A 26,947-nucleotide genomic window follows, 5' to 3' on the forward strand; every position below is an offset into this window, starting at 1 on the left:
GAAATTTCCTGTTCAAGCAGCGTTTAATTTTGGAAGGACAGCAATTAATTTATCGCCATCATGGTCAACGATAAGGGCTTGAACAATTGTTCCTGCTTTTACACCTTTAATTTGTACAAGAGTATAATCTTCCGTTCGTCCGATTTCATCTTTTTCAACGAGAATTGTTTGTTGACTGTTTTTTAAATGAGCAAGATGCTTTTGGTAAGCTTCCTCACCTGCTTTACGCAGTCTTTCAGCACGCATTTTCACTATTTTACGGTTGATTTGTGGCATACGTGCGGCAGGTGTTCCTTCTCTTGGACTAAAGGGAAAGACATGTAGGTGGGTTAAATTACACTCTTTAATCAAAGCAAGACTGTTTTGAAACATCTCTTCTGTTTCGGTAGGAAAACCAGCAATTAAGTCGGCACCATAAACCATTGTAGGACGTTTGGCATGCAATTCTTGGCAAAATTGAATGGCATGTTCACGCAAATGTCGTCGTTTCATCCGTTTTAAAATCATATTATCACCTGCTTGCAAGGATAAATGCAAATGTGGCATGATTCTTTTTTCATAGGCTAAAAGATTTATGAGTTCTTCATCTGCTTCAATAGAGTCAATAGATGAGAGGCGTAATCGCGCTAAGTCAGGAATATGATGCAAGATTGCTGAAGTTAATTTTCCCAAATTTGCTTTTCCAGGCAGATCGTGACCATAACTTGTAAGGTCAACACCTGTAAGGACCACTTCTTGAATACCCACATCTGTCAGCTTTTTAATTTGTTCTATGACAGCACCCATGGGAACTGAACGAGATGGTCCACGTCCATAAGGAATAATGCAAAATGTACAGCGGTGATCGCATCCGTTTTGTACCTGTACAAAAGCGCGGGTACGTTCTTGCATTGCACCAACCATATGTGGAGCAATTTTTTTCACTTCCATGATATCATTGATACGCACCTTTTCGGAATGGTTAATACCAAAATCAGGAAGTTGACGATAAGAATGGGCGTGAAGTTTATCTTCGTTTCCTAAAACGAGATCCACTTCTGTCATTGAGGCAAAATTTTGTGCTTCTGTTTGGGCTGCACATCCTGTTACAATTATGCGCGCATGAGGATTTTCACGGTGCGCTTTGCGGATAGCTTGTTTTGCTTGTCGTACGGCTTCGGCAGTGACAGCGCAGGTATTAAAAATAATAGCACCATCTTTAAGCTGGTCTAGCCCTGAAGAAGTGCTTTCTTTGCGAATTATTTCCGATTCGTAGCTATTGAGTCGACAACCAAAAGTTACAATTTCTACTGCCATCAGGAGTGATCCTTTTTGTAGCACCCTGTTAAAGGGCTTAAAAAACCACTAAATTGATATTTTATTGGTCCTGTCATGATAATATGATCGTCTTCTCGGTAAAAAATATTAAGTGTTCCCTTTGGTAAATTCACATCAACATGGCGCTCTGTAAGTCCACGACGATAAGCAGCCACAGCACTTGCACAAGCAGCACTCCCACATGCTTGTGTTAATCCTGCCCCTCTCTCCCATGTGCGTAAATTTAGACTTTTCTTTGACGTTATGCAAGCAATGGAAATATTACACCGTTCTGGAAACAGGGGATCATGTTCAAGTTTGGGTCCATATTTTTCTAAAGGAAAATGTTGAATATCATTTTCAATAAAAAAGATAGCATGGAGATTGCCAATGGATATAAGGCAAGCATCTTTTAGAGGACCAGCCGTAATTTCTACGTGATTGGTATCAATGATTTCACGTGAAACAGGCATTTCTTTTGCATTGAAATTTGGGCATCCCATATCAACAGAGATAAGATTGCCGGTTTGGCGTTTTCCTTCAATAATGCCAGCAGGGGTTTCTAAACGAAAATTTTCACCAAAATTGTGGTCTGTGAGCCATGCAATAACACAGCGGGTACCATTGCCACAAGCTTTAGCTTTCGAACCATCAGCATTCCATATTTCGATGCGGAAGTCAGCTTCTTTCTGGGTTGGTGTGTGGATAGCCATGATTTGATCAAAATGCATTTCGGGATCTACCGATAAAGCAAGGATTGCTTGTGGTGTAAAAGCATGTGCGCTTTCACGCATATCCGCAACAATAATTTGATTTCCAAGACCGTCCATTTTGCTAAATGGCGTTTTCATGAAATTTCTCTATTTCTAATGATTACTTATTAAGGGATATATGACTGAAAATCTTATAAATTTCTAGTGTTTAATAAATATAAAACTGGGTATATAAATTATTTCATTTAAAATAAGTAATTTTAATCCTGTTTTTTTTCATTTGTTAATTTATCTTTGTAACTATAACAAATATTCACTTGATTTTTTATAAGCTTATTTATTGCTGTGGGAGAGAGTACAGATATGTCGTTTTCAAAAATTTCGTTTTTCGTTGCACTATCAACTGTAATGCTTTTAGAGGGATGTTCAACAGCGCGGTTTGGTAGTAATGACAATAGTAACGCATTAGAAGTTTTTTATCCATCTCAACAAACGACAATATTGGAAGCGTCTGATCTGTCGTCTGCTTCTTCGTCGATATCTGAAGATGCAAATACTTCGATGTATGAAAAAGGAGATTCTCAGAGTGATGGACGAATGGTTAGTCTCGAATTGCCAAGCAATGCCACTGATTTATTTCCTGCAAGTATTGCTGGGGTATGGAGTCTTTCTATGGGGGGTAAGGTTTGCCGAATTGCGACGCCACAAACAAAGTTTGGACAAGGGTACCGTGCTGGTCCTTTACACTGTCCAGGGATTGTTTCTCAAGTAAGATCGTGGGCGGTTAAAGGAAAAAAATTATATTTTTATAATAACTCTGGACGTGTTATCGTTGCTCTTTATTCTTCAAGTGTTGATCGTTTTGAGGGACGTACACTTGACGATCGTCATGTTGTTTTAAGCCGTTAGATCATTTTTGACCGTTTATGAAAAAGTAAGTTATAGAAACAGATTCGTGAAAAGAATTTGTATTTTTCATTGAGAACGGTTTGAAAAAGGTTGTTTGGATGATTCTCGTTTCAACACGCTATAAGGAGTTGGTCTCTGAAGGAGAAGTTTGTTTTGATCCAGCTCAATTAGTTGTAACAGAGCATTTTGATCATTTATTAAAAAAAATTGAGGAACAAAATGTTTCTCGTCCTTGGTTTTGGGTATTTTGGTCTTTTTTAAAAAGAATACTTAAAAGGAAAAAACAAAATATTGCTCGTGTTGCAAAACAAGGGGATGAAAATGGATCTTTTCAGGGGCTGTATATTTATGGTGAAGTAGGACGGGGCAAAACCATGCTGATGGATTTGTTCTTTTCTTGTTTGCCGAAAGGTCATAAAAAGCGCGCCCATTTTAATGACTTTATGGCTGATGTGCATGAGCGCATTAATTTTTATCGTCAAGCATCTGGGCGTACAAAATCTAAACAAGATAATCCTATTTTAGCTGTTGCTGAAGATATTGCACGAGAAGCAAAGGTGCTTTGTTTTGATGAATTTAGTGTAACAGATATTGCTGATGCTATGGTGTTGGGGCGGCTTATTTCTGCTTTGTTTGACAAAGGAATTTTCTTTATTGCAACTTCAAATGTGGCGCCCGATAACCTTTATTATAACGGTTTAAATCGCGAACTCTTTTTGCCTTTTATTCAAATTTTGAAAGCATATGTTTGTGTTGTTAATCTTGATGCAAAAACAGATTATCGTCTTGAAAAATCAAATCTACAGCCTGTGTATGTAACACCTTTAGGGAAAAAAGCAGATGAATGCATGGATCAAGCATGGGCACTTGTATTGCAAGGAAATAAGGAGATATCTGATGAGCTTTCTATAAAAGGGCGCCTTATTCCTATTCCGCGTTTTGGTGCGGGATGTGCACGCTTTGATTATCGAGATTTGTGTGTACAGCCTTTGGCAGCGGCTGAGTATTTGGTATTAGGCGAGCGTTATCATACGATTTTTATCGATAATGTACCGGTTATGGATGATACATGTCGCAATGAAACAAAACGGTTTATTTTGCTTATTGATATTCTTTATGAGCGCCACATACGATTATTTATGTCTGCAGCAGCAGATGTGGAGCATTTGTATAAGGGGCATGCGCAGATCACGGAAACATTTGAGTTTCAAAGAACACAGTCACGTCTTTTTGAAATGCAAAGTCACGATTATTTGAAACTTTGGGAAGAACATTTTCTTTTGAAGAAGAAGCGTTGATTATACTTTTACCTTTACGTAAACTGTAAAAATAATAACTCTTTGAAATTAAAGATATGCAATAATTCTGTTGTATTTTTTTAAAATTCACTTTATCGATACATCATGATAATTTTCTAATAGTTGTTTGTGCGGAGGGTTATTGTTTTTGTGAAGAGAGAAATTTGTAAATTTCATTTCTTTACTCCTTTTTATGATATTGTTTAAATATGGTTGAAGTCAAAAATATTCAGTATACGGACGCAAATGAGTGTGCGCTGGATTGTCTAAAAGTTAGGAAAAAATAAAATGGCACGAAAAAAAATAGCTCTCATTGGTTCAGGTATGATTGGTGGTACTTTGGCACATATTATTGGGCTTAAAGAGCTTGGTGATGTTATCTTGTTTGATATTGCAGAAGGTGTACCACAAGGTAAAGCTCTTGATATTGCTGAGTCCTCACCTGTTGATAGTTTCGATGTTCATTTAAAAGGGGCAAATGCTTATGATGCAATTGAAGGGGTTGATGTTGTTATTGTAACAGCAGGGGTTGCACGGAAACCTGGTATGAGCCGTGATGATCTTTTGGGTGTTAATCTAAAAGTTATGGAACAAGTTGGTGCTGGAATTAAAAAATATGCACCTTCAGCTTTTGTTATTTGTGTTACAAATCCCCTTGATGTAATGGTATGGGCATTGCAGAAATTTTCAGGTCTTCCGGTGCATAAAGTGGTTGGTATGGCTGGTATTCTGGATTCAGCGCGTTTTCGTTACTTTTTATCTGAAGAATTTAAAGTCTCTGTCAAAGATGTGACAGCTTTTGTTTTAGGTGGGCATGGTGATTCAATGGTGCCCTTGGTGCGTTATTCAACAGTTGGTGGTATTTCTTTGCCTGATCTTGTTAAAATGGGTTGGACAACACAGGAAAGAATTGATCAAATTATTCAACGTACCCGTGATGGTGGTGCAGAGGTTGTTAGTTTGTTAAAAACAGGTTCTGCTTATTATGCACCAGCAGCTTCTGCTGTTTGTATGGCTGAAGCCTATTTAAAGGATACTAAGCGTGTTGTGCCTGTTGCAGCCTATCTTTCAGGGGAATATGGGGTTAACGATACATACGTTGGTGTTCCTGTTGTACTTGGTGCAGGTGGTGTTGAACGGGTCATTGAAATTGATCTTGATAAAGAGGAAAGAGATGCTTTTGATTATTCAGTAAATGCGGTTAAAAAGCTTTGTGAAGCTTGTATTGCTCTTGTGCCTAGTCTCAAGTAAATTGAACAGGATTTTGTTCATTAAAATTAAAGTATTTAGAATATTATAACTTTAGGATTAATAATAATCCATAAAAGAAAAGGACAAATGCATGAATATCCATGAGTATCAGGCCAAACGTCTGCTTCATGAATATGGAGCACCAATTGCAAATGGTGTTGCTGTTTATTCTGTAGAGCAAGCTGAAAAATGGGCAAAAAAATTACCCGGACCTCTCTATGTGGTTAAAAGTCAGATACACGCTGGTGGTCGTGGTAAGGGTAAGTTTAAAGAACTTGGTTCTGATGCAAAGGGTGGTGTTCGGCTTGCACAATCTGTTGAAGAAGTTGTTGCAAATGTTCAAGAAATGCTTGGGAAAACGTTGGTAACAAAACAAACAGGTCCAGAGGGTAAGCAGGTCAATCGCCTTTATATTGAAGATGGTGCCGATATTGAACGGGAGCTTTATCTTTCACTTTTGGTTGATCGTAGCGTTGGTCGGATTGCTTTTGTTGTTTCAACAGAAGGTGGAATGGATATTGAAACAGTTGCTGAAGAGACACCAGAAAAAATATTCACGCTGCCTATTGATGCTGTAGAGGGTGTTACTTCTGATGATTGTGCAAGGCTTTGTGATGCATTGGAATTGCGCGATAGTGCACGGGAAGATGGTGAAAAGCTTTTTCCGATTCTCTATAAGGCATTTTGTGAAAAAGATATGAGCCTTTTAGAAATCAATCCGCTTATTGTGATGAAAGATGGTCACTTGCGCGTTCTTGATGCGAAAGTTTCTTTTGATAATAATGCTCTATTTCGTCATCCAGATATTTTAGAATTGCGCGATCTTTCAGAAGAAGATCCAAAAGAAATCGAAGCTTCAAAGCATGATCTTGCTTATGTTGCTCTTGAGGGCACAATTGGTTGTATGGTCAATGGCGCTGGTCTTGCTATGGCAACAATGGATATCATTAAACTTTACGGAGCTGAGCCGGCGAATTTTTTGGATGTTGGTGGTGGAGCATCAAAGGAAAAGGTGACAGCTGCTTTTAAGATTATTACGGCCGATCCAAATGTTAAGGGCATTTTGGTTAACATTTTTGGTGGTATTATGCGTTGTGATGTCATTGCTGAAGGTGTGGTTGCTGCTGTTCGTGAGGTTGGTTTAAAGGTTCCCTTGGTTGTTCGTCTTGAAGGCACTAATGTTGAGCAGGGAAAAGCGATTATCAATGATAGTGGTTTGAATGTTATTCCTGCTGATGATTTAGATGATGCTGCTCAAAAAATTGTTGCAGCCGTGAAGGGAGCGTAAGTTATGTCGATTCTGGTGAATAAAGAGACGAAAGTTCTCGTTCAAGGGCTTACAGGAAAAACAGGAACATTTCATACAGAACAGGCGCTTGCTTATCATGGCACGCAAATGGTTGGTGGCGTTAATCCTAAAAAAGGTGGAGAAACATGGGAAGGTTCAAAAGGTGAAACTCTTCCTATCTTTGCTAATGTTGCAGAAGCAAAAGAAAAAACAGGCGCGGATGCTTCCGTTATTTATGTTCCTCCTGCAGGGGCTGCGGCAGCTATTATAGAAGCTATTGAAGCTGAAGTTCGTTTAATTATCTGTATTACGGAAGGTATTCCTGTTATGGATATGGTGAAAGTAAAGGCGCGATTAGAAAACTCAAAATCTCGTCTTATTGGTCCTAATTGTCCTGGTATTCTCACGCCAAACGAATGTAAAATTGGTATTATGCCTGGTTCTATTTTTAGAAAAGGTTCTGTTGGGGTTGTCTCACGGTCGGGAACTTTGACTTATGAAGCCGTTTTTCAAACGAGTCAGGAAGGTCTCGGACAAACGACAGCTATAGGAATTGGTGGTGATCCTGTTAAGGGTACTGAATTTATTGATGTGTTGGAAATGTTTTTAGCGGATGATGAAACCCAGTCTATTGTTATGATTGGTGAAATTGGTGGTTCTGCTGAAGAAGAGGCCGCACAGTTTCTGCAAGATGAAGCAAGAAAAGGGCGTAAAAAGCCAGTTGTTGGCTTTATTGCTGGTCGTACGGCTCCTCCAGGACGTACAATGGGACATGCTGGTGCTGTCATTTCTGGTGGTAAAGGTGGAGCAGAAGATAAAATTGCAGCAATGGAATCCGCAGGGATTCGTGTTTCTCCTTCACCATCACAGATAGGTAAGACTTTGATGTCAGTTTTGAAAGGCTAAAAGAAAATTTCACCTGAATAAGAATATATTCTTAATTCAGGTGAAAAAAAACTTGAGTATAAAAAGGTAAAACTTTTTTGAATGTTCAAAGCGTCGCTTGCTTTGTGAGCATTGAAAGGTCGAAAAAAGATATAAGGAGACGGAATAGATGTTCCGGAGAGGTATATGGCAAGGCAGGATGAGATAAATAGTCTTTTTGCACAGACGTCATTTCTTTATGGTGGGAATGCGGATTATATAGATCAACTTTATGCTCAATATGAAAAAGATCACACCAGTGTTGATTCACAGTGGCGTGCTTTTTTTGAAGGCCTTCATGATAACAAAGAAGATGTTCTCAAAAATGCTGAAGGAGCGACATGGCAACGTGATCATTGGCCATTAAAGGCGGGTGGTGAGTTGGTTTCTGCTCTTGATGGTGATTGGTCTTCTCTTGAAAAATATCTTGGTGATAAATTAAAGGAAAAAGCAGTAACAGGTGCTGCAAAAAAGGAAAAAACTTCCAGTGCACAAGATATTATTCGTGCAACGCGTGATTCTGTTCATGCAATTATGATGATTCGTGCGTTTCGAGCACGAGGGCATCTTCGTGCGCGGCTTGATCCTCTTCAATTGGCAGAAAAATTGGAAGATTATAAGGAACTTTCTCCTGAGGCTTATGGCTTTACTCCAGCTGATTACGAGCGTCCCATTTTTATTGATAATGTTTTAGGGTTGGAATATGCAACTATTCCACAAATGCTTGAGATCCTCAATCGTACCTATTGTTCAACAATCGGTGTGGAATATATGCATGTTTCTGATCCGGTTCAGAAAGCATGGCTTCAAGAGCGCATTGAAGGGCGAGATAATAAAATTGCTTTCACACAACAAGACAAGAAGGCTATCCTGAATAAGCTTATTCAAGCAGAAGGATTCGAACAATTTTTAGATACTAAATATAAAGGCACAAAGCGTTTTGGATTAGATGGTGGTGAAGCGCTGATTCCTGCTCTTGAACAGATTATTAAATGTGGTAGTGCTTTAGGGGTTAGGGAAGTTATTTTAGGAATGGCACACCGTGGTCGTTTAAATGTTCTTTCACAAGTTCTCGCCAAGCCACATAGAGCTATCTTTCATGAATTCAAAGGCGGATCTTATAAGCCTGATGATGTAGAAGGATCAGGTGATGTTAAATATCATTTAGGAACTACCGCTGATTTGGATTTTGATGGGAATAAAATTCATTTATCGCTTTTGCCTAATCCTTCTCATCTTGAGATTGTTGATCCGGTTGTTATGGGAAAAGCTCGTGCTAAACAAGATCAACTTGTGGGACCTACGCACACTGATTCGCTCCCATTAAGTGAGCGTTCAAAAGTGTTGCCATTGCTTATTCATGGTGATGCTGCTTTTGCAGGACAAGGCGTTATCCAAGAAACTTTTGGTCTTTCAGGTCTTAAAGGTTATCGTGTTGCAGGCTCACTTCATGTTATTATCAATAATCAGATTGGTTTTACAACAGCTCCACGTTTTTCACGTTCTTCGCCTTATCCATCAGATGTCGCAAAAATGATTGATGCACCAATTTTCCATGTGAATGGTGATGATCCTGAGGCTGTTGTTTTTGTTGCTAAAGTAGCAACAGAATTTCGTCAAATTTTCCATAAACCGGTGGTCATTGATATGTTTTGTTATCGCCGTTATGGGCATAATGAAGGTGATGAACCTTCCTTTACGCAGCCACTTATGTATAAGGCGATTCGTAATCATAAAACAACTCTTCAGCTTTATGGTGACCAATTGATTGCAGAAGGAATAGTTACTTCAGAAGAAATTGAACAACAAAAAAAATTATGGCGCGATAAGCTTGAAGGTGAGTTTGAAGCAAGTGTTTCTTATAAGCCTAATAAGGCTGATTGGCTTGATGGAAGTTGGACGGGAATCAAAGCTTTTAGTAATGCTGATGAGCAAAATTCCAAAACAACGGGTGTTGAGTTAAAAACTTTAAAGGAAATTGGTCAAAAACTTGTCGAAATTCCAGAAGGTTTTCATGTTCACAAAACCATTCAGCGTTTTTTAAACAACCGTACTAAAATGTTTGAAACCGGTGAAGGAATTGACTGGGCAACTGCTGAAGCTTTAGCTTTTGGTTCACTTTGTTTGGAAGGAGCGCCGGTTCGTCTTTCTGGTGAGGACGTTGAACGTGGAACTTTTTCACAACGTCATTCAGTTCTTTATGATCAAGAGAATGAAGCGCGTTATATTCCTTTGAATCATTTACAAAAGGGGCAAGCGCTTTATGAAGTTGTTAATTCTATGCTTTCTGAAGAAGCTGTTCTTGGTTTTGAATATGGGTATTCTCTTGCTGAACCGCGAGGATTAACACTTTGGGAAGCTCAATTTGGTGATTTTTCTAATGGTGCACAGGTCATTTTTGATCAATTTATTTCATCCGCAGAGCGTAAGTGGCTTCGTATGTCTGGTCTTGTGTGCTTATTGCCTCATGGTTTTGAAGGGCAAGGACCGGAGCATTCTTCTGCACGTTTAGAACGGTTTCTTCAACTTTGTGCGGAAGATAATATGCAGGTTGCTAATTGTACAACTCCTGCAAATTATTTTCATATTTTGCGTCGACAAATTAAGCGTGATTTCCGTAAGCCTTTGATTTTAATGACACCAAAATCACTTTTACGTCATAAGCGGGCTATTTCTTTTCTCGATGAAATGGGACCAGAAACGAGTTTCCGTCGTGTGTTGCTTGATGATGCAGAATGTCTCAAAGATTCTGTCGTTAAATTGCAAAAGGATAATAAAATTCGTCGTATCGTTCTTTGTACGGGCAAGGTTTATTACGACCTTTATGAAGAACGTGAAAAAAAGGGTATCGATGATGTTTATCTCCTTCGTGTTGAACAACTTTATCCTTTTCCTGCAAAAGTTTTGGTGAATGTGTTATCGCGCTTTTTGCAGGCAGAAGTTTTTTGGTGCCAAGAGGAACCAAAAAACATGGGGGCGTGGTCATTTATTGAGCCTTATTTGGAATGGGTTTTGACACATATTAATGCGCAATATTCACGTGCTCGTTATGCTGGACGTCCTGCGAGTGCATCACCGGCCTCTGGGTTGATGGTGAAACACCTTGAGCAACTGGCTGCGTTTCTTAAAGACGCGTTAGGTTCTTAACTTATTATTACTCTGATGTATGGAAAGAATATTATGACTACTGAAATCCGTGTTCCTACTTTAGGCGAATCGGTTACTGAAGCAACGGTTGGCAAATGGTTTAAAAAACTTGGCGAAGCTGTCGCTATGGATGAGCCTTTGGTTGAATTAGAAACTGATAAGGTAACAGTTGAAGTTCCTTCTCCTGTTGCGGGGAAGTTATCTGAAATCATCGCAAAAGAAGGCGATACGGTTGAAGTGAATGCTCTTTTAGGAGCGGTGGAAGCTGGCGAAGCTGGTGTCTCCCAATCATTTTCGTCTTCTGCTGCACCTGTTCCAGTTGCTTCATCTGAATCAGAGAAGCCTGCTTCGAGCAGCACTATGCCTCCTTCACCTTCGGCAGCAAAGTTAATGGCTGAAAATAATGTTGCAAAAAGCGATATTTCAGGTTCTGGAAAACGTGGACAAATTCTTAAAGAAGATGTTCTTGGTGGATTAGAACAAAGAGCAAGCGTCTCTACACTTTCTTCTTCTGCGACAAGTTCTTCGGTAATTCCTGTCCAAGAAATACGTGAAGAGCGGGTTCGTATGACGAAATTGCGTCAAACAATTGCGCGCCGTCTTAAAGATGCGCAAAATGTAGCAGCAATGTTAACCACATTTAATGAGGTTGATATGTCAGCGGTGATGGATTTGCGCAAGCGTTATAAGGACCTTTTTGAAAAGAAACATGGTGTTAAACTTGGTTTTATGGGTTTTTTTACTAAGGCTGTTTGTCATGCATTGAAAGAACTTCCTGCTGTTAATGCCGAAATTGATGGAACAGATATTGTTTACAAAAACTATGTCAATGTTGGAATTGCTGTTGGAACGGATAAAGGGCTTGTCGTTCCAGTGGTGCGTGATGCAGATCAAATGTCATTGGCAGAGATTGAAAAAGAAATTGGCCGTTTGGGACGTCTTGCGCGTGATGGAAAATTAGCTGTTTCTGATATGCAAGGCGGAACTTTTACCATTACCAATGGTGGTGTGTATGGGTCGTTGATGTCGACACCGATTTTGAATGCACCACAATCTGGTATTTTGGGAATGCATGCGATTAAAGAGCGAGCAATGGTTGTTGAGGGCCAAGTGGTAATCCGACCCATGATGTATTTAGCGCTTTCTTATGATCACCGTATTGTGGATGGGCAAGAAGCTGTAACTTTCCTTGTGCGTGTTAAGGAAAGCTTAGAAGATCCGGAACGCCTTGTTCTTGATTTGTAAAATACAGTTTTCAGGATGAAAGGAGAAACGGATGTCTTATGATGTGGCTGTGATCGGAGCGGGTCCAGGTGGTTATGTAGCAGCAATAAAGGCGGCACAACTAGGGCTTAAAGTAGCGATTATTGAAAAGCGTACAACATTAGGGGGAACATGTCTCAATGTTGGTTGTATTCCTTCTAAAGCATTGTTGCATGCTTCAGAAGTGTTTGCTGAAATCCAGCATGGTTTTGAAACGCTTGGTATTTCTATTGGGAAACCTAAGCTTAATCTTGAACAAATGATGGTTCATAAGAAAGCTGTAGTGACAGCCAATACAAGTGGTGTTTCTTTTTTGATGAAAAAAAATAAAATTGATACTTTTTTGGGAACAGCTAAAATTTTAAGTGCGAGTCATGTGGAAGTTGTTGCCAAGGATGGTAATAAACAAACGATTGAAACAAAAAATATTATTATTGCGACAGGTTCGGAGAGTTCGGGCATTCCAGGGGTGAATGTTGAAATTGATGAAAAGACTATCGTCTCTTCTACGGGAGCGCTTTCACTTGAAAAGGTACCTGCGCGTATGATTGTCGTGGGTGCTGGTGTTATTGGTTCAGAACTTGGATCAGTTTGGAGCCGTTTAGGTGCTAAAGTGACCATTATTGAATATCATAATAAAATTTTGGGTTCAATGGATGGTGAAATTTCACGGCAATTTCAGAAGTTAATGGAAAAACAAGGAATTGAATATAAAACTGGTGCAAAGGTAACAGCCATTACACAATCTGGCTCAACGGCTCAGGTGAGCTTTGAAACTGTCAAAGGGGGGGAGGCTGAAACTTTAGAGGCTGATGTTGTGCTTATTGCTACTGGACGTTCTCCCTATACAGAGGGGCTTGGCTTACAAGAGGCTGGTGTTCAGTTAGATGAACGCGGATTTATAGCAATTGATGCTCATTGGCAGACGAATGTTCCAGGAATTTATGCGATTGGTGATGTCGTAAAAGGGCCAATGTTAGCCCATAAAGCAGAGGAAGAAGGCGTTGCTGTGGCAGAAATTTTGGCAGGTCAAAAAGGACATGTTAATTTTGATGTTATTCCTAGTGTAGTTTATACTCAGCCGGAAATTGCTAGTGTAGGAAAAACAGAAGAAGAATTAAAAACTGCTGGTATTGAGTATAATGTTGGCAAATTTCCTTTTATGGCTAATGGTCGTGCACGTGCAATGCAAAAGAGTGATGGGTTTGTTAAAATCCTTTCTGATAAAAAAACAGATCGGGTGCTAGGGGGACATATTCTTGGATTTGGTGCTGGTGAAATGATCCATGAAATTGCAGTTTTAATGGAATTTGGTGGTTCATCAGAAGATCTGGGACGTTGTTGCCATGCACATCCTACCTTATCGGAAGCAGTGCGTGAAGCAGCTTTAGCAACATTTGCGAAACCGCTTCATATTTAAAAATCTTTTAAAAGGTACATTTTAAAAAGAGCAAGGGGGGCAGCAAATGCTTGTGAAGCATACAATAGCACTTTAGAAGGAATAAAACCAATAATGAGATATTCCATTTAATGTTGTATGCTCAATAGTTGTTGTTTTAGAGCTCGATTGTGCTATTTTGATTGATTATCGTGGTGTACTGTAAAATCTTATCGTTTAGAGCGGTGATATTTGGTCTACGTAAAAATTTACGTATGAGGTATTTTTTATAGTGTTATAAAATATCTAGGGTATGGAGCGTAGAAGCCTATTTGCGCGCTTTGTTTTAAGAAAATATCTCTTCAAAGCTCCGAGAGGCTATTTCGTTATGGTGTTTGTGAATAGTATAACTATAAAATTCCTTGTGAAGTATATAAAACTCATTATGAACTGTCATCTTCACGTTTAGTAAAAATGTACGCTGACACTATCCTAAATTTTTCCATTCCTCAACATTGCTAAAGCTATTTATTATTCGAGAGTTTTCATAAGAGGAGCTTTTCTTTTATCGTTTTTTGTTTACACGCTTTCTTTGTTTGTGATGTGCAGACAAGAGATTTTAATTGATTCAATAAGAGAGAGTTTATGATGAGAGAATTTTACAGTATTCGGCGTTATGATTCAAATTAAGAACGAAAATTGTATCATTATAAATCAAAATGTTATATATTATGATGAATCATATGAAGTGAGAAATTAAGAGGAATTGAATTATTTAATGATTGGCGCCGGTTAAAAATTTTCATCCTTTAAGGTGAAGATGGATGTCAAATATTTTACAAAATACCGCTCTTTTTTTAAGAGCGGTATTTTTATATCTTTTGTTGATAACACTATCTTTTTGATGACAATGGCAGATCATAGAGTGTGATTAAATCAGTTCTTTTTGCCATTCTATTTTTCTTTATCATGGTTTGCTATATCTTAAAAAGATGATCTGTATCTTCTTTAATGTTTTTAAGAAATCCCAATGTTACCAAAATATAACGAATAGCTAAAATTTTTTTGAAAAAACATAATTTCATAAGAATATTAAGTTTGTTTTCATTTGGCAGTTTTGTGATAACTTGAAAAATTAAGTTTATGCTTTTTATAGGTATTAGAATTGTAATTTTTTATCCTCTTGTTGTTCTCTTATAAAAGTGGGAAGCCCCATATGATCAAGATATTTGAGGAAAGGGTGGGGTGGTAATTCTTCTACGTTGACCATTGTTTTAACATCCCATTCACCTGTGGCAATAAGAAGAGCTGTTGCGGCTGCTGGTACACCAGCTGTATAGGAAATGCCTTGTGCCCCAGTTTCATGAAAAGCTTGTTTGTGATCGGCTATATTATAGATAAAAATTTCTCTCGGTTTTCCATCTTTTTCGCCTTTAATAAGATCTCCAATACAGGTTTTTCCTGTGTAGTCTGGGGCGAGAGAGGAAGGGTCGGGTAAGACGGCCTTTACGACTTTCAAGGGTACGACTTCTTGTCCTTCTGCTGTCTTAATGGGCTGTTCAGATAAGAGACCAAGATTTTTTAGAACCGTAAAAACAGTGATATAACGATCACCAAATCCCATCCAGAAACGGACATTCTCTACATCAAGATTTTTGGAAAGTGAATGAATTTCATCATGTCCTGTCATATAGGCTTTTTGTTTTCCCACAACTGGAAGATCCCATTCATGGCTGACTTCAAACATTTTATTGGAAGTCCATTTTTTATTTTGCCATGACCATACTTGTCCTGTAAATTCACGGAAGTTAATTTCTGGATCAAAATTTGTAGCAAACCAACGCCCATGATTCCCAGCATTAATATCGATAATATCGATGTCTGTGATTTTATCAAAATAACATTTATGGGCTAATGCTGCGTAAGCATTAACGACACCGGGATCAAATCCCGCACCCAAAATAGCGGTGATACCAGCTTTTTCACATTCTTGACGCCGTGGCCATTCATAATTGCCATACCAAGGAGGAGTCTCACAAATTTTAAGAGGATCTTCGTGGATGGCAGTATCGATATAAGCGCATTTGGTTTCGATACAAGCTGAAAGAATAGACATATTAAGAAAGGCAGAACCAACATTAATGACAATTTCGCATTTGGTTTTTTGGATGAGCTTTACAGTTTCTTCTACATTCATTGCATTGAGTGTATGGCTTTTGAAGACACCTTGTTCTTTCATTGCGTTTTTTTCTTTAATAGAAGCAATGATGGCTTCACATTTTTTGAGCGTTCGTGAAGCAATGTGAATTTCACCAAGAATATCGTTGTTTTGAGCACATTTGTGCGCCACAACTTGTGCAACACCTCCAGCACCAATAATGAGAACATTTTTCTTCATTGTAGGTTCATCTCCTTTTTAATACTGTTGTATGACGTTTTTTATGGTTATCTTTATGAAAGACTTTCCTGATAGTCGTTATAGCTAAACTGGCGTTGCAGTGTTAATGTGCCATCGCATTCTTTGAGAACAATAGCAGGCATTGTAACACCATTAAACCAGTTTTTCTTGACCATTGTATACCCTGCTGCATCTTGAAAAGACAGCCTATCCCCTATTTTAAGAGGTTTTGGAAACTGAAAAGTTCCAAAAACATCACCGGCAAGGCAGGATTTTCCGCAGATCATAATTTCATATTCTCCTTGATTGGGTTCTAATTTGGCATTTTCACGATAAATGAGAAGGTCAAGCATATGTGCTTCAATTGAGCTGTCGACGATGGCAAGATTCTTTTGATTATACAATGTGTCAAGAACGCTGACTTCTAGGGTGGTGCTTTTGGTAATCGCGGCTTCTCCTGGTTCTAGAAAAAGCGTAACACCATGAGTTTTGGAAAAGTGTTTTAAGCGTTCTGCGAAAGCTTCTAGAGGATAATTTTCAGCGGTAAAATGGATTCCGCCGCCAAGGCTTATCCAGTCAACGGCAGAAAAAAGCTCTGAAAACTTTTCTTCCATATACCCAAGCATTTGATTAAAAAGATTAAAATCAGCATTTTCACAATTATTATGGATCATCAAGCCGTTGATGAGAGGCAGGACTTCTTTAATAGCACTTTGATTTGTTTCTCCTAAGCGACTAAAAGGGCGGGATGGATTGGCAAGATCAAAATTCGATGCACTAATTCCTGGATTTAATCTTAGACCTCGTTGAATGGTTTTTGTTGCATTAGAAAAGCGTTGAAGTTGTTGGATTGAGTTAAAGATAATTTTATCTGCATAACCACAGGCTTCATCAATTTCATGATCGGCCCAAGCAACCGAATAGGCATGCGTTTCTTTGCCAAACTTTTCTCTTCCTAAATGAAGTTCATAAAGGGATGATGATGTAGTTCCATCCATAAACTCAGACATTAAATCAAAAACACTCCATGTGGCAAAACATTTCAAAGCAAGCAAAACTTTTGCTCCGGATATTTCCCGTAAGCGAGAAATCGTTTGCATATTTTTGATGAGTTTCGATTTGTCTATAAGATAATAGGGGGTTTTTATCATCATTTATTCATTCTTTTTGAAGGATCTTATTGCCAAGATAAACGTTTAGTATAAAGAGTAACAGAATGTATCAAGAAAAAAGGATTTTAGGAAAAGAAACTGTTTCTGTCTAGCAATGAAAGACTTTCTGTAACTGCTGTCGTTTATTATTTTGAGTTTTGCGTTATGAGTATGAAAAAAAAATTATATTATGCTTTAGCTTTTGTATTTGTTAGCAGTTTTTTCATTATAACAACCACTCTTACTCATTTGGTGCAAAATAGGAGTGATGCTAAAGCCAAACTGATTTCTAACGCCTCTGTCCAAGAGGATTCGGTGTCTTTGATTTTTACTGGGCGTAGAGAACTTAATGGTTTTAAGGGGTATCATGATTATCGACGTGGTTATGTTAAGTATAAAGATAATTGGTGGTATCCTGAAGCGGCATTTGTTACATCTCCGCACTTAAGCACACAAGGCGCATCATTAAAAGTTGTATCAGATACTAAAAGAGAGTTTTTAGCTTCTTCTTCAGAAAAATTAGAAAAAAAAGAGCCATGGATGCTTAAACAACATATTGAATCTTGCCGTGTGCGTTATCGCTCTTATAATAAAAATGATAATAGTTTCCAGCCTTTTCATGGTCCTCGTAAACAGTGTTTATCGCACTTTTTTAAAGGATAGAATTATTAAATAAAATTTTAATTGCTTCTTGTCGTGGGCGTTATTGTTCTTACAATAAGGAGAAAACTTGTATGGTGCGCAGTATTTTTACGCAAGCATTGTTTTTGAAAAATTTAAATGCTTTTAAGTTTTATTAAATCTTATTATCATTAAGTGTGGAATGGGGGGGGAAATATAAATTTTGTTTTGTCAATGACAAAATATTTAAGGGCAGTATGGAGCTGAAAGAATGATAATACGGGAAGCAATGTTGGTATTGCTCGTTTTGCTTCCCTTTGGTGGAAGTGCTGTCATTGGCTTTTTTCGTTCGACAGCAAAAAATAATGAAGCGTGGTTTGCTGGGATTGTCGCACTTTTCTGTCTTTTTTTTACAATCATGCTTTATCCTGCGGTTTGTGGAAATCATATTATACGTTTAGATATTTCTTGGCTTCCAGAATGGGGAGGAAATTTAATCCTTCGGATGGATGGTCTATCGTGGCTTTTTTGCTTGCTCATTACAGGAATTGGGCTGCTTGTTGTTGTTTATGCGCGTTATTATATGGATCCGGCGGATTCTGTACCACGATTTTTTTCCTTTTTTCTGGCCTTTATGGGTTCGATGACAGGGATTGTTTTATCAGGTAATCTCGTTTTTTTGGTTGTTTTTTGGGAACTTACCAGTATTTTTTCTTTTTTGTTGATTGGTTATTGGTATCATAATGCTAGCGCGCGTGAAGGGGCGCGTATGGCTTTAACGATTACAGGTTTTGGTGGTTTTGCCCTTTTTATTGGGGTTTTATTGATTGGGTACATTGTTGGCAGTTTTGATTTGGATAAGGTGCTGCAGTCTGGAGATGTGATCCGGTCAAGTTCTCTTTATAGTCCTGTCCTTATTTGTATTTTATTGGGAGGATTAACAAAAAGCGCGCAGTTTCCCTTTCATTTTTGGCTACCCAACGCGATGGCTGCTCCAACACCTGTATCGGCTTATTTGCATTCGGCAACGATGGTGAAAGCAGGGTTGTTTTTGCTGGTTCGTTTATGGCCCGTGCTTTCTGGGACAGAGCTTTGGTTTTTGCTGGTTGGCTTTTCAGGACTTTCAACACTTCTTCTTGGAGCTTATTTTTCTATGTTTCAGCAAGATTTGAAAGGACTGCTTGCTTATTCGACTATTAGTCATCTTGGATTGATTACCACGCTTTTAAGCCTTGGGAGTCCCCTTGCATGTGTTGCAGCGATTTTTCATATGGCCAATCATGCTACTTTTAAAGCCTCTTTATTTATGGCTGCTGGCATTATTGATCATGAAACCGGAACACGTGATATGCGTAAGTTGACAGGCCTTTATCGCTTTATGCCGATTACAGCAACTCTTGCTTTAGTGGCAAGTGCAGCGATGGCTGGTGTTCCTTTATTAAATGGTTTTTTATCGAAAGAAATGTTTTTTGCTGAGGCTGTTGAAACGCATATGGAATCATGGCTTGATTGGATTGCTCCTTATGTAGCAACGCTGGCTAGCTTGTTTAGTGTGACTTATTCTATACGCTTTATTCATGGTGTCTTTTGGGGACCAAAACCGGATAAATTACCCAAAACTCCGCATGAACCTCCGCATTTTATGCGTTTACCAATGGAGCTTTTGGTGTTTATTTGTTTGGCAGTTGGTATTTTTCCTAATTTAACAATCGGGCCTATTTTAGATAATGCTGTTGTGTCTGTTTTAGGACCGATGAAGATCTCTTATAGTTTAGCTGTTTGGCATGGGATTAATACGCCATTAATGATGAGCTTGGTGGCTTTATTAGGGGGCGGATTGCTCTATGTTGTCGGGCATCGTTATTTTTTATCCTGTGATGATGGTGCTCCTTTTTTTCGTCATTTGAATGGACCACGTATTTTTGAACGTGTTCTTGTGATTATTTCTTGGAAATGGGCACGTGCGGTGGAATCTGTTTTGTCAACACGCCGTTTGCAAATACAGTTGCATTGGATCTTTGGTGTGTGTTTTATTTTTGTTGGTCTTTTGCTTTGGTGTGATGGTTTAATCGCACTAGGAGGATTACCACTTTTTCCACTTGATATCCCTTTTCTTGCTCTTTGGTTAGTCGGTGGATTGTGCGCTCTTTTAGTGGCCTGGCAAGCAAAGTTTCACCGTCTTGCTTCACTCATGCTGTTGGGGGGAGCAGGACTAATGACTTGTGCAACCTTTTTATGGCTTTCTGCGCCCGATTTGGCAATAACGCAATTGGTTGTTGAAATCGTGACAGCTGTTTTATTATTGCTTGGTTTGCGTTGGTTGCCTAAGCGTGTGCATAATCCTGCTCCAACGTCTGTTCACTTTTGGGTGCGTGTACGTCGTGCCCGTGATTTCATCATAGCAATTATGGGAGGTGCTGGTGTTGCATGGCTCTCTTTTGCGGTGATGACACGTCCTCAAGGAACAACAGTTTCTCATTTTTTTCTGAAGAATGCTTATTCTAGTGCTGGTGGTCGCAATGTTGTGAATGTGTTATTGGTTGATTTCCGTGGTTTTGATACTATGGGAGAAATTGTGGTTTTGGGGGCTGTTTCACTGACTGTCTTTGCTCTTTTGCGTCGCTTCCGTCCTGCTCCTGAAAGTATTGATGCACCGTTTCAACAACGTGTTCAGGAAGCTTTTGATAAGGCTCAGCCGGATCGGAATGTGGGGGATACAGTGTTGAATTATCTCGTTATTCCTTCTGTTATTATGGGGTGGCTTTTTCCGGTTATTATCGCTTTTGCTGTTTATTTATTCGTGCGAGGCCATGATCTTCCAGGAGGGGGATTTGTCGGTGGAGTCACTTTAGCGATAGGCTTTATTTTGCAATACCTTGCACAAGATATTCGTTGGGTAGAAAACCATTTGAGAGTCTTGCCTTTACGCTGGATGGGTTTCGGGTTATTGCTATCGGCTCTAACGGGAATAGGGGCTTTGTTTTTTGGGTATCCTTTTTTAACATCATTTTTTCAATATATTCATGTGCCGTTGATTGGAAAGATTCCTATAGCATCTGCTTTTTTGTTTGATTTTGGTGTGTTTTCTCTTGTGTTGGGAGCAACGGTTCTCATTTTAATTGCACTTGCACATCAGTCAATTCGTAGTTACCGAATCGGTAAAAAACCCGCTTTGAAAGAGAAGGAAAATTGATGGAAATTATTCTTTCTTTGGCTATTGGTGTTCTTGTTGGATCTGGAATTTGGCTTATTTTGCGTCCTAGAACTTTTCAAATCATTCTTGGTTTGTCTTTAATATCTCATGGTGTTAATCTTTTCATATTTGCAATGAGTAGACCCCGCAGTAATGCGGCGCCAATTGTTGATCCTACTACAGTGATTAATACAGCTAATTATGTTGATCCTCTTCCTCAGGCTTTGATTTTAACTGCGATTGTGATCAGTTTTGCAACGACAGCGTTATTTTTGGTTATCTTGTTGGTTTCACGCGGTTTAACAGGTTCAGATCACGTTGATGGACGTGAGGTACAGTGATGGGAGCTTGCGTGCATTATCTTCTTATTTTGCCTATTCTTTTGCCGTTAATTACAGGGGCTCTTCTTCTTTTCTATGATGAACGCCGTTCAAAACTGAAATCACTTATAAGTATTTTTTCCGCTGTATTGTTAATTATTATTGCTGTTTTATTGGTGAGGCGTGCTCTTGAAGTTGCACCAGCCTTGGATGTTTATCGGCTTGGTAATTGGCCTTCCCCTTTCGGTATTGTTTTGGTGCTTGATCGCTTAAGTGCTATGATGCTTTTACTTTCTAGTCTGTTGACCACTGCAGCATTGGTTTTTGCACGAGCACATTGGTATAAAGCGGGTTCTCATTTTCAGTCATTGATGCAATTTTTCATGGTTGGAATAAACGGCGCTTTTTTGACAGGTGATTTATTTAATTTATTTGTATTTTTCGAAGTAATGTTAACAGCCTCTTATGGGCTTGCGTTGCATGGATCTGGTCCGTTACGTGTGCGTGCTGGGTTGCATTATGTCGTGGTTAATCTGGTTGCTTCATTGTTTTTTCTGGTTGGCGCGGCGCTTATTTATGGAATTGTGGGCACGCTCAATATGGCTGATTTGGCTGTAAAAATAAAATATATAGCCTCTAGCGATATGATTTTATTCGAAATAGGAGCTGAGCTTTTGGGAGTTGCTTTCTTGCTTAAAGCAGGAGTGTGGCCATTGAATTTTTGGTTGATGCCAACGTACAGTGCAGCAGTAGCGCCCGTTGGAGCTTCTTTTGCACTTTTAAGCAAAGTTGGTATTTATATTATTTTACGTTTAACATTGTTATGGTTTGGGCCTGAAAGTGGACATTTTAGCCATTTTGGTCAAACGGTTTTATTTTACGGTGGTCTTGCCACTATGGCTTTTGGTTTTATTGGGGTGTTGGCAAGCCAAGTCTTAGTACGTTTGGCAGCTTATAGTGTTTTGGTTTCTTCTGGGACTTTGTTGACAGCGATTGGGATTGGCAACACAGCATTGATTGCAGGTGCACTCTTTTATATTGTTTCCTCAACATTGGCACTTGGTGCTTTTTTTCTTGTTGTGGAGTTGGTTGAACGTTGTCAAGATGTGGCAGCCAATGTTTTGACGGTTACAATGGAAGTTTATGGTGACGATGAAGAGGAGGAAGAAGATGAAGTGGGAACCTATTTGCCGGTAACTTTGGCAATTCTTGGGGCTTGTTTTGGGCTTTGTGCACTTTTGATTATTGGTCTACCACCTTTTTCTGGTTTTGTTGCTAAGTTTATGATGTTCGTGGCACTCTTAAACTATAGTAAAGAAAATATTTCTACCTCTCTGCCCGTTTATCATGATTGGCTTTTTATGATTTTTGTTACCATATCTAGTTTTGCGGCTTTAATTGCGATGACACGAACGGGGATTCGAACTTTTTGGGTTTCTCTTGAAGGCAGAATTCCAAGGGTGCAGGTGATTGAATTTGCTTCTGTTGCCGTTCTCCTTGCTTTGTGTTTTCTTATTACAATTGTTGCTGGTCCTGTTAGTCATTATATGTTGGAAACGGCCAGAACTTTGTATGAACCTCAAAACTATATTGGAAGCGTTTTGGATGATTTTTCTCTAGAAAATAGGGGGATGAATCAATGAAATATTGTTATTTTTTCCCTTTTTCTAGCGTAGCAATTGTTTTTATGTGGCTGATCTTAAATGGCTTTAGTTTCGGCCAATTTCTTTTAGGTGTTATCATCGCGTTGTTTGGGGGCTGGATGATGCGGCTTCTTGAGTCGGAAAAGATAACCATTAAAAGTTGGCGGGCAGTTTTTCAGTTGTTTTTTCGCGTGTTTATCGATTCTATCGTTTCAAATATTGCAGTGGCTTGCTTCGTTTTAACCAAAAGATCTCGAAAACATCAGTCTGGTTTTATTGTGGTGTCCATTTCGCTCGAAAGTCGTACAGCTTTAGCTGTTTTGGCATGTATTCTTTCAGCAACTCCAGGTACTGTTTGGATTGCCTATAATAGAAAAAATAGTGAACTTTTACTTCATGTCTTAAATTTTAAAAATGAATATGATTATCAAAAATTGATCAAAAAACGCTATGAGCAATTACTTTTGGAGATTTTTTAATGAGTATGGTGATCCTTTATTGGGGACTTTATCTTTCGCAGTTTTTTTTAAGTTTGGCAATGATTCTTGCACTGTTTCGGTTGATTCGTGGGCCACGGGCGCAAGATCGGATTGTAGGGTTGGATGCTCTTTATATAATCACTATTCTTTTATTTCTTACATTCGATATCCGTTCAGGAACAACTATTTATTTTGTTGCGGCGCTTATTATTGGCTTGTTGGGTCCTGTATCAAGTATTGCGTTGGCAAAATTTCTCATGCGAGGAGAAATTATTGAATGAAGGATGTATCGCTTGTTGTTGCTATTGCTGTTACGTTTTTTTTGATATTAGGATCTGGTCTCACATTGATTGGAACAATAGGATTGGTGCGCCTTCCCACGTTTTATAAGCGTTTACATATGCTTTCGTTGAGTACAAGTTGGGGTGCTGGCAGTATTCTTATTGCGTCGTTTCTTTATTCAATTTTTATAGATCATCATTTTGTTTTTCATGAATTTTTGTTGATGATTTTTTTATTTATAACAATGCCTGTCGCTTCTATGCTCGTATCACAAGCGTCGGCTTATCGGCACTATTCAAAAAATAAATTAAAAAAACCGCTGGCTCTTTTATCACGTCAGATGGAAGAACAAACATCTGCTTCAGAAGAAATATCATGTGATACGAGCCAGAGCGACTTTTAAGATGATAAGCTTTTTTATTCTGTTTTTTGTTCTTCTACACATTGAATAGGTTTTTTATTTTCTGGATCATTAATGAGATCAGAAAGTATGGCTTCGTTTCCTTTTGTCCACCATATATATGGTCCTCCCATATATTTTGCTCCAGAAGCACTTATGCTACGGGAAGCGATGATACGCTTTCCGTTCCATTTGAAATCAACAAGTGAAATGTTACCAGCATTGAGATAGGTCGCTTCAACACGCTCTTTACTTGTGCCTGTATCGCATTGATAGGTAGCAACTTCTGTTGTTGGTTCTGGATCATCCGGTACCTCAATAACTAAAGAGCCAGCAAGGGCATTGAGTGAACCGAATAGTGGCATACTTAAAGCAGCAAAAAATCCTACAATAAAAGTAATTTTTTTCATGATATTTCCTCAGTTATTTAAAATAATAACAGTGATTCATCCTTACAGAGGATGGGATTTTTTTCTTCTGGATCTTGAATAAGATCATAAAGTGTTACTTCTTTATTTTTTTCCCACCAAATATATTGCTCCCCCACATACTTTGCTCCAGAAGCAGCAATAACATTAGCAGCGATAATGTGATCGCCTTTCCATTTGAAATCAACTAATGAAATATTGTCAGCGTTGTGATAGGTTGCTTCAACGCGTTCTTTATTTCCTCCTATATTACATTGATAGGTTATAGTTTGTTTTTCTGGATTATCTGATACCTCAATGATTAAAGAAGCAGCCAAGGCACAGCTGACATTGAAAAATAATAAAGAGGAAAAAAATCCTAAAATATGTAGAGTTTTTTTCATAATGCTTCCCTATATGAAAAGTAATTTATCCTATATGATGGTGTCTACGGCAGGATTCGAACCTGCGACCCCAGGATTCATACCACTTCGATTTTCACCGCCAGCCTTATCGGCTGTTTGTGGTCTGGACTGTCTCTTCACCTTGAAGCTTACGCCTTTTAGGTGCTGCCCGTTCAGTCTCTACACCTTTCTCTCATTTGAAGAGAGACTTGGCTCGGGATTGGCATATAGTTGCCCATGAAGCTTTCCCCGAATTTGAGCAGATTCACTTTGGGGATTTCCCCTCAAAGTGCCCAATTTCTTTAGGAATCCTGTGCTCTATCCTACTGAGCTACGCAGACATCATCATCTTTATTCCTTTAATAGAAGTATAAAAACGAATCAATTATATTCAATATGAATTAACGAATTTCTGTTAATTTTTGTTCCAAAAAGGACAAAACTGCATCTGGTGGAACATTTTTTGCAATAAATGATTGACCAAGTCCGCGCGTTAAGATGAAGGTCAAATTATTTTGTGAAACTTTTTTGTCTTGGGCGATGAGAGTCATTAAAGTTTCAGCATCTGGTAGACCCCCTGGGATATCTGTTAATTGTGTAGGTAATCCTATGGTTTTAAGGTGTGCTTCGATGCGGTGTATGAGCGTGGAGTCTATTAGATTCAGTTGGGCAGAGAATTGATGCGCGAGAACCATTCCAATTGCTACAGCTTCACCGTGAATTAAACGCTTTGAGTCATAAGCGGTTGCTGTTTCAAGCATGTGTCCAAATGTATGGCCGAGGTTTAAGAGTGCACGCTCTCCTTTCTCATATTCATCACGTGCTACAATGGTAGCTTTAAATTGGCATGAGCGAACAATTGCTTCTGTTCGTATAGAGCCATTAGAAAAAATTTCTTGTCCATTTTTTTCAAGCCATTCAAAGAAATCAGGTTGGTTAATGAGTCCATACTTGACTATTTCTGCGTAACCAGCACGAAATTCACGTAGTGGTAGGGTATCAAGGATACATGTGTCAGCAATAACGCATTGCGGTTGATAAAACGCACCAATAAGATTTTTGCCATATCGGCTGTTGATACCCGTTTTTCCACCAACAGAGGAATCAATTTGCGCAAGAAGCGTTGTGGGCATTTGGATGAAGTTCATACCACGGCGGATCATACTTGCCGCAAATCCTGCTAGATCGCCAATGACACCACCACCAAAAGCAATAACACAGTCCCCTCTTTCTAAACGCGCAGCAAGAATTTGATCGATGACAACTTGCAGGGTTGAAAATGATTTTGATTGTTCTCCCGCTTCTACAATAATAGGGACAGTATGGATTTTATTTTTTTTAAACTCTGTTTGTAATGTATCCAAATGGAGGGATGCAACATTTGTATCTGTAACAATTGCTAAACGCGTTTGATGAAAATTTTTTTGCTGAAGAGCATGTTTAATCTGTAAAGAAGCTTGTGTAATGAGACCCGGACCAATGATGATATTATAACAGTGCTTGTCTAATTTAATGGTGACGGTTTTGGCTTTCATGCTTGTTCTTTCTATCGTTATTTTTTTGTATAGAGGTAGTGCTGTATAGATCGTATGACATTTTTTGCTACTCTGTAGGGGCTTTCTTTATGACTGTTAATTGTTAAATTTGCTTTTTCATAGAGAGGATAGCGCTGTTCCATGAGTTGTTGCATCGTTTCTTTAGGGTTTGCTGTTTGAAGAAGTGGTCGTGTTGGACGCTTGGAAACACGTTGCATAAGGATATCAAGATCTACTTTCAGCCAGATGGATATTCCATTTTGATGGATGGCTTTTCGTGTATCTTGATTCATGTAGGCGCCACCACCTGTCGCTAAAACAAGAGGGCTTTTTTTTATGAGATTGAGAATAACACGCTGTTCAAGAGTACGAAATTCCGCTTCACCGTAGATTTTAAAAATTTCTGTGATAGGCATTTGTGCTGCTTTTTCGATTTCTTGATCAGAATCATAAAAGGGTAAACCAAGCATGTTAGCAACACGTTTTCCGATGACTGATTTTCCTGCCCCCATAAGACCAACAAACACAAGAGCTTGGTTATCGAGAGATGATAAGAGTTGTTTCTTTACTTGTGACATAGAGGGATGTTGGGGTCGATTATTTTTCATAGCTTATTTCGGCATTTATCTGCTTGAAAGTCAATTCCT

Annotated in this window: 22 protein-coding genes and 1 pseudogene; 15 read left to right on the top strand and 8 right to left on the bottom strand. The window is 38.7% G+C overall.

All coding sequences use genetic code 11. The features are described from left to right. Positions 1–12: 12 nt before the first annotated feature. Together mtaB and dapF are read right to left on the bottom strand one after the other, a co-directional pair. Positions 13–1,296 carry a tRNA (N(6)-L-threonylcarbamoyladenosine(37)-C(2))-methylthiotransferase MtaB gene (gene mtaB, locus ACFIMQ_RS00790; RefSeq protein WP_375703196.1) on the bottom strand — a complete coding sequence of 428 codons (1,284 nt, stop codon included), beginning with the start codon at positions 1,294–1,296 and terminating at the stop codon, positions 13–15. Beyond that, a complete protein-coding gene (dapF, locus tag ACFIMQ_RS00795) occupies positions 1,296–2,147 on the bottom strand; it encodes a diaminopimelate epimerase (RefSeq protein WP_375703197.1) in 852 nt (283 codons plus the stop codon). Before dapF ends, mtaB begins: the two co-directional genes overlap by 1 nt. Before the next feature lie 225 nt (positions 2,148–2,372). Between dapF and ACFIMQ_RS00800 the strand changes: the two genes are divergently transcribed. The 8 genes from ACFIMQ_RS00800 to lpdA all read left to right on the top strand — a co-directional run bounded on the left by ACFIMQ_RS00800 (position 2,373) and on the right by lpdA (position 13,509). After that, positions 2,373–2,918: an AprI/Inh family metalloprotease inhibitor gene (locus ACFIMQ_RS00800; RefSeq protein ID WP_375615680.1), complete on the top strand. Its 546-nt coding sequence runs from the start codon at positions 2,373–2,375 to the stop codon at positions 2,916–2,918. 98 nt (positions 2,919–3,016) lie between these two features. Then, positions 3,017–4,216 carry a cell division protein ZapE gene (zapE, locus tag ACFIMQ_RS00805; protein ID WP_375615755.1) on the top strand — a complete coding sequence of 400 codons (1,200 nt, stop codon included), beginning with the start codon at positions 3,017–3,019 and terminating at the stop codon, positions 4,214–4,216. Between the two features lie 288 nt (positions 4,217–4,504). Beyond that, entirely contained in the window at positions 4,505–5,467 is a 963-nt protein-coding gene (gene mdh / locus ACFIMQ_RS00810; RefSeq protein WP_375703198.1) for a malate dehydrogenase, read from the top strand. Between the two features lie 91 nt (positions 5,468–5,558). Beyond that, positions 5,559–6,755, top strand: a complete 1,197-nt coding sequence (gene sucC, locus ACFIMQ_RS00815; protein ID WP_375615682.1) for an ADP-forming succinate--CoA ligase subunit beta — start codon at positions 5,559–5,561, stop codon at positions 6,753–6,755. A gap of 3 nt (positions 6,756–6,758) precedes the next feature. After that, entirely contained in the window at positions 6,759–7,661 is a 903-nt protein-coding gene (gene sucD, locus ACFIMQ_RS00820) for a succinate--CoA ligase subunit alpha (RefSeq protein WP_375615683.1), read from the top strand. Positions 7,662–7,826: 165 nt separating this feature from the next. Next, entirely contained in the window at positions 7,827–10,826 is a 3,000-nt protein-coding gene (locus ACFIMQ_RS00825; RefSeq protein WP_375615684.1) for a 2-oxoglutarate dehydrogenase E1 component, read from the top strand. A 33-nt stretch (positions 10,827–10,859) separates the two neighbouring features. Next, on the top strand, positions 10,860–12,071 hold the full coding sequence (gene odhB / locus ACFIMQ_RS00830; protein ID WP_375615685.1) for a 2-oxoglutarate dehydrogenase complex dihydrolipoyllysine-residue succinyltransferase: 1,212 nt from the start codon (positions 10,860–10,862) through the stop codon (positions 12,069–12,071). A gap of 31 nt (positions 12,072–12,102) precedes the next feature. Continuing rightward, positions 12,103–13,509 (top strand): dihydrolipoyl dehydrogenase, encoded by a 1,407-nt coding sequence (lpdA, locus tag ACFIMQ_RS00835; protein WP_375615686.1) that lies wholly within the window; start codon positions 12,103–12,105, stop codon positions 13,507–13,509. Positions 13,510–14,626: 1,117 nt separating this feature from the next. Here lpdA and ACFIMQ_RS00840 read toward each other — a convergent pair. Both ACFIMQ_RS00840 and ACFIMQ_RS00845 read right to left on the bottom strand, forming a co-directional pair. Further along, positions 14,627–15,865, bottom strand: coding sequence for a saccharopine dehydrogenase NADP-binding domain-containing protein (locus ACFIMQ_RS00840; RefSeq protein ID WP_375615687.1), 1,239 nt, complete (start codon positions 15,863–15,865; stop codon positions 14,627–14,629). 53 nt (positions 15,866–15,918) lie between these two features. Beyond that, the gene (locus tag ACFIMQ_RS00845; protein ID WP_375703288.1) at positions 15,919–17,016 is read right to left on the bottom strand and encodes a carboxynorspermidine decarboxylase; all 1,098 of its coding nucleotides are present in this window, start codon (positions 17,014–17,016) and stop codon (positions 15,919–15,921) included. 165 nt (positions 17,017–17,181) lie between these two features. Between ACFIMQ_RS00845 and ACFIMQ_RS00850 the strand changes: the two genes are divergently transcribed. The 7 genes from ACFIMQ_RS00850 (at position 17,182) to mnhG (ending at position 23,957) form a co-directional block, all read left to right on the top strand. Next, on the top strand, positions 17,182–17,679 hold the full coding sequence (locus ACFIMQ_RS00850) for a BA14K family protein (RefSeq protein ID WP_375703199.1): 498 nt from the start codon (positions 17,182–17,184) through the stop codon (positions 17,677–17,679). A gap of 229 nt (positions 17,680–17,908) precedes the next feature. Next, positions 17,909–20,830, top strand: a complete 2,922-nt coding sequence (locus tag ACFIMQ_RS00855; RefSeq protein WP_375615688.1) for a monovalent cation/H+ antiporter subunit A — start codon at positions 17,909–17,911, stop codon at positions 20,828–20,830. Beyond that, entirely contained in the window at positions 20,830–21,171 is a 342-nt protein-coding gene (locus tag ACFIMQ_RS00860; RefSeq protein ID WP_375703200.1) for a Na+/H+ antiporter subunit C, read from the top strand. The genes ACFIMQ_RS00855 and ACFIMQ_RS00860 overlap by 1 nt, the downstream gene beginning before the upstream one ends. Beyond that, a complete protein-coding gene (locus tag ACFIMQ_RS00865) occupies positions 21,171–22,793 on the top strand; it encodes a monovalent cation/H+ antiporter subunit D (protein ID WP_375703201.1) in 1,623 nt (540 codons plus the stop codon). The genes ACFIMQ_RS00860 and ACFIMQ_RS00865 overlap by 1 nt, the downstream gene beginning before the upstream one ends. After that, entirely contained in the window at positions 22,790–23,272 is a 483-nt protein-coding gene (locus tag ACFIMQ_RS00870; protein WP_375615691.1) for a Na+/H+ antiporter subunit E, read from the top strand. Before ACFIMQ_RS00865 ends, ACFIMQ_RS00870 begins: the two co-directional genes overlap by 4 nt. Continuing rightward, positions 23,272–23,553, top strand: coding sequence for a K+/H+ antiporter subunit F (locus tag ACFIMQ_RS00875; RefSeq protein WP_375607884.1), 282 nt, complete (start codon positions 23,272–23,274; stop codon positions 23,551–23,553). The genes ACFIMQ_RS00870 and ACFIMQ_RS00875 overlap by 1 nt, the downstream gene beginning before the upstream one ends. Then, positions 23,550–23,957: a monovalent cation/H(+) antiporter subunit G gene (gene mnhG / locus ACFIMQ_RS00880; protein ID WP_375615692.1), complete on the top strand. Its 408-nt coding sequence runs from the start codon at positions 23,550–23,552 to the stop codon at positions 23,955–23,957. The genes ACFIMQ_RS00875 and mnhG overlap by 4 nt, the downstream gene beginning before the upstream one ends. Positions 23,958–23,971: 14 nt before the next feature. On the opposite strand, the gene ACFIMQ_RS00885 is transcribed toward mnhG, so the two are convergent. The 4 genes and pseudogenes from ACFIMQ_RS00885 to ACFIMQ_RS00900 all read right to left on the bottom strand — a co-directional run bounded on the left by ACFIMQ_RS00885 (position 23,972) and on the right by ACFIMQ_RS00900 (position 26,908). Further along, complete coding sequence (locus ACFIMQ_RS00885; RefSeq protein ID WP_375703202.1) at positions 23,972–24,364, bottom strand: MliC family protein; 393 nt, start codon at positions 24,362–24,364, stop codon at positions 23,972–23,974. A gap of 17 nt (positions 24,365–24,381) precedes the next feature. Next, positions 24,382–24,765: an MliC family protein gene (locus tag ACFIMQ_RS00890; RefSeq protein WP_375615694.1), complete on the bottom strand. Its 384-nt coding sequence runs from the start codon at positions 24,763–24,765 to the stop codon at positions 24,382–24,384. A gap of 401 nt (positions 24,766–25,166) precedes the next feature. Then, positions 25,167–26,300, bottom strand: coding sequence for a 3-dehydroquinate synthase (gene aroB, locus ACFIMQ_RS00895; protein WP_375703203.1), 1,134 nt, complete (start codon positions 26,298–26,300; stop codon positions 25,167–25,169). Further along, a pseudogene (locus tag ACFIMQ_RS00900) lies at positions 26,275–26,908 on the bottom strand (shikimate kinase). Before ACFIMQ_RS00900 ends, aroB begins: the two are co-directional and overlap by 26 nt. Between the last annotated feature and the right edge of the window lie 39 nt (positions 26,909–26,947).

It is taken from the genome of Bartonella sp. AD13SXNS, assembly GCF_042196465.1.
Lineage (GTDB): Bacteria > Pseudomonadota > Alphaproteobacteria > Rhizobiales > Rhizobiaceae > Bartonella.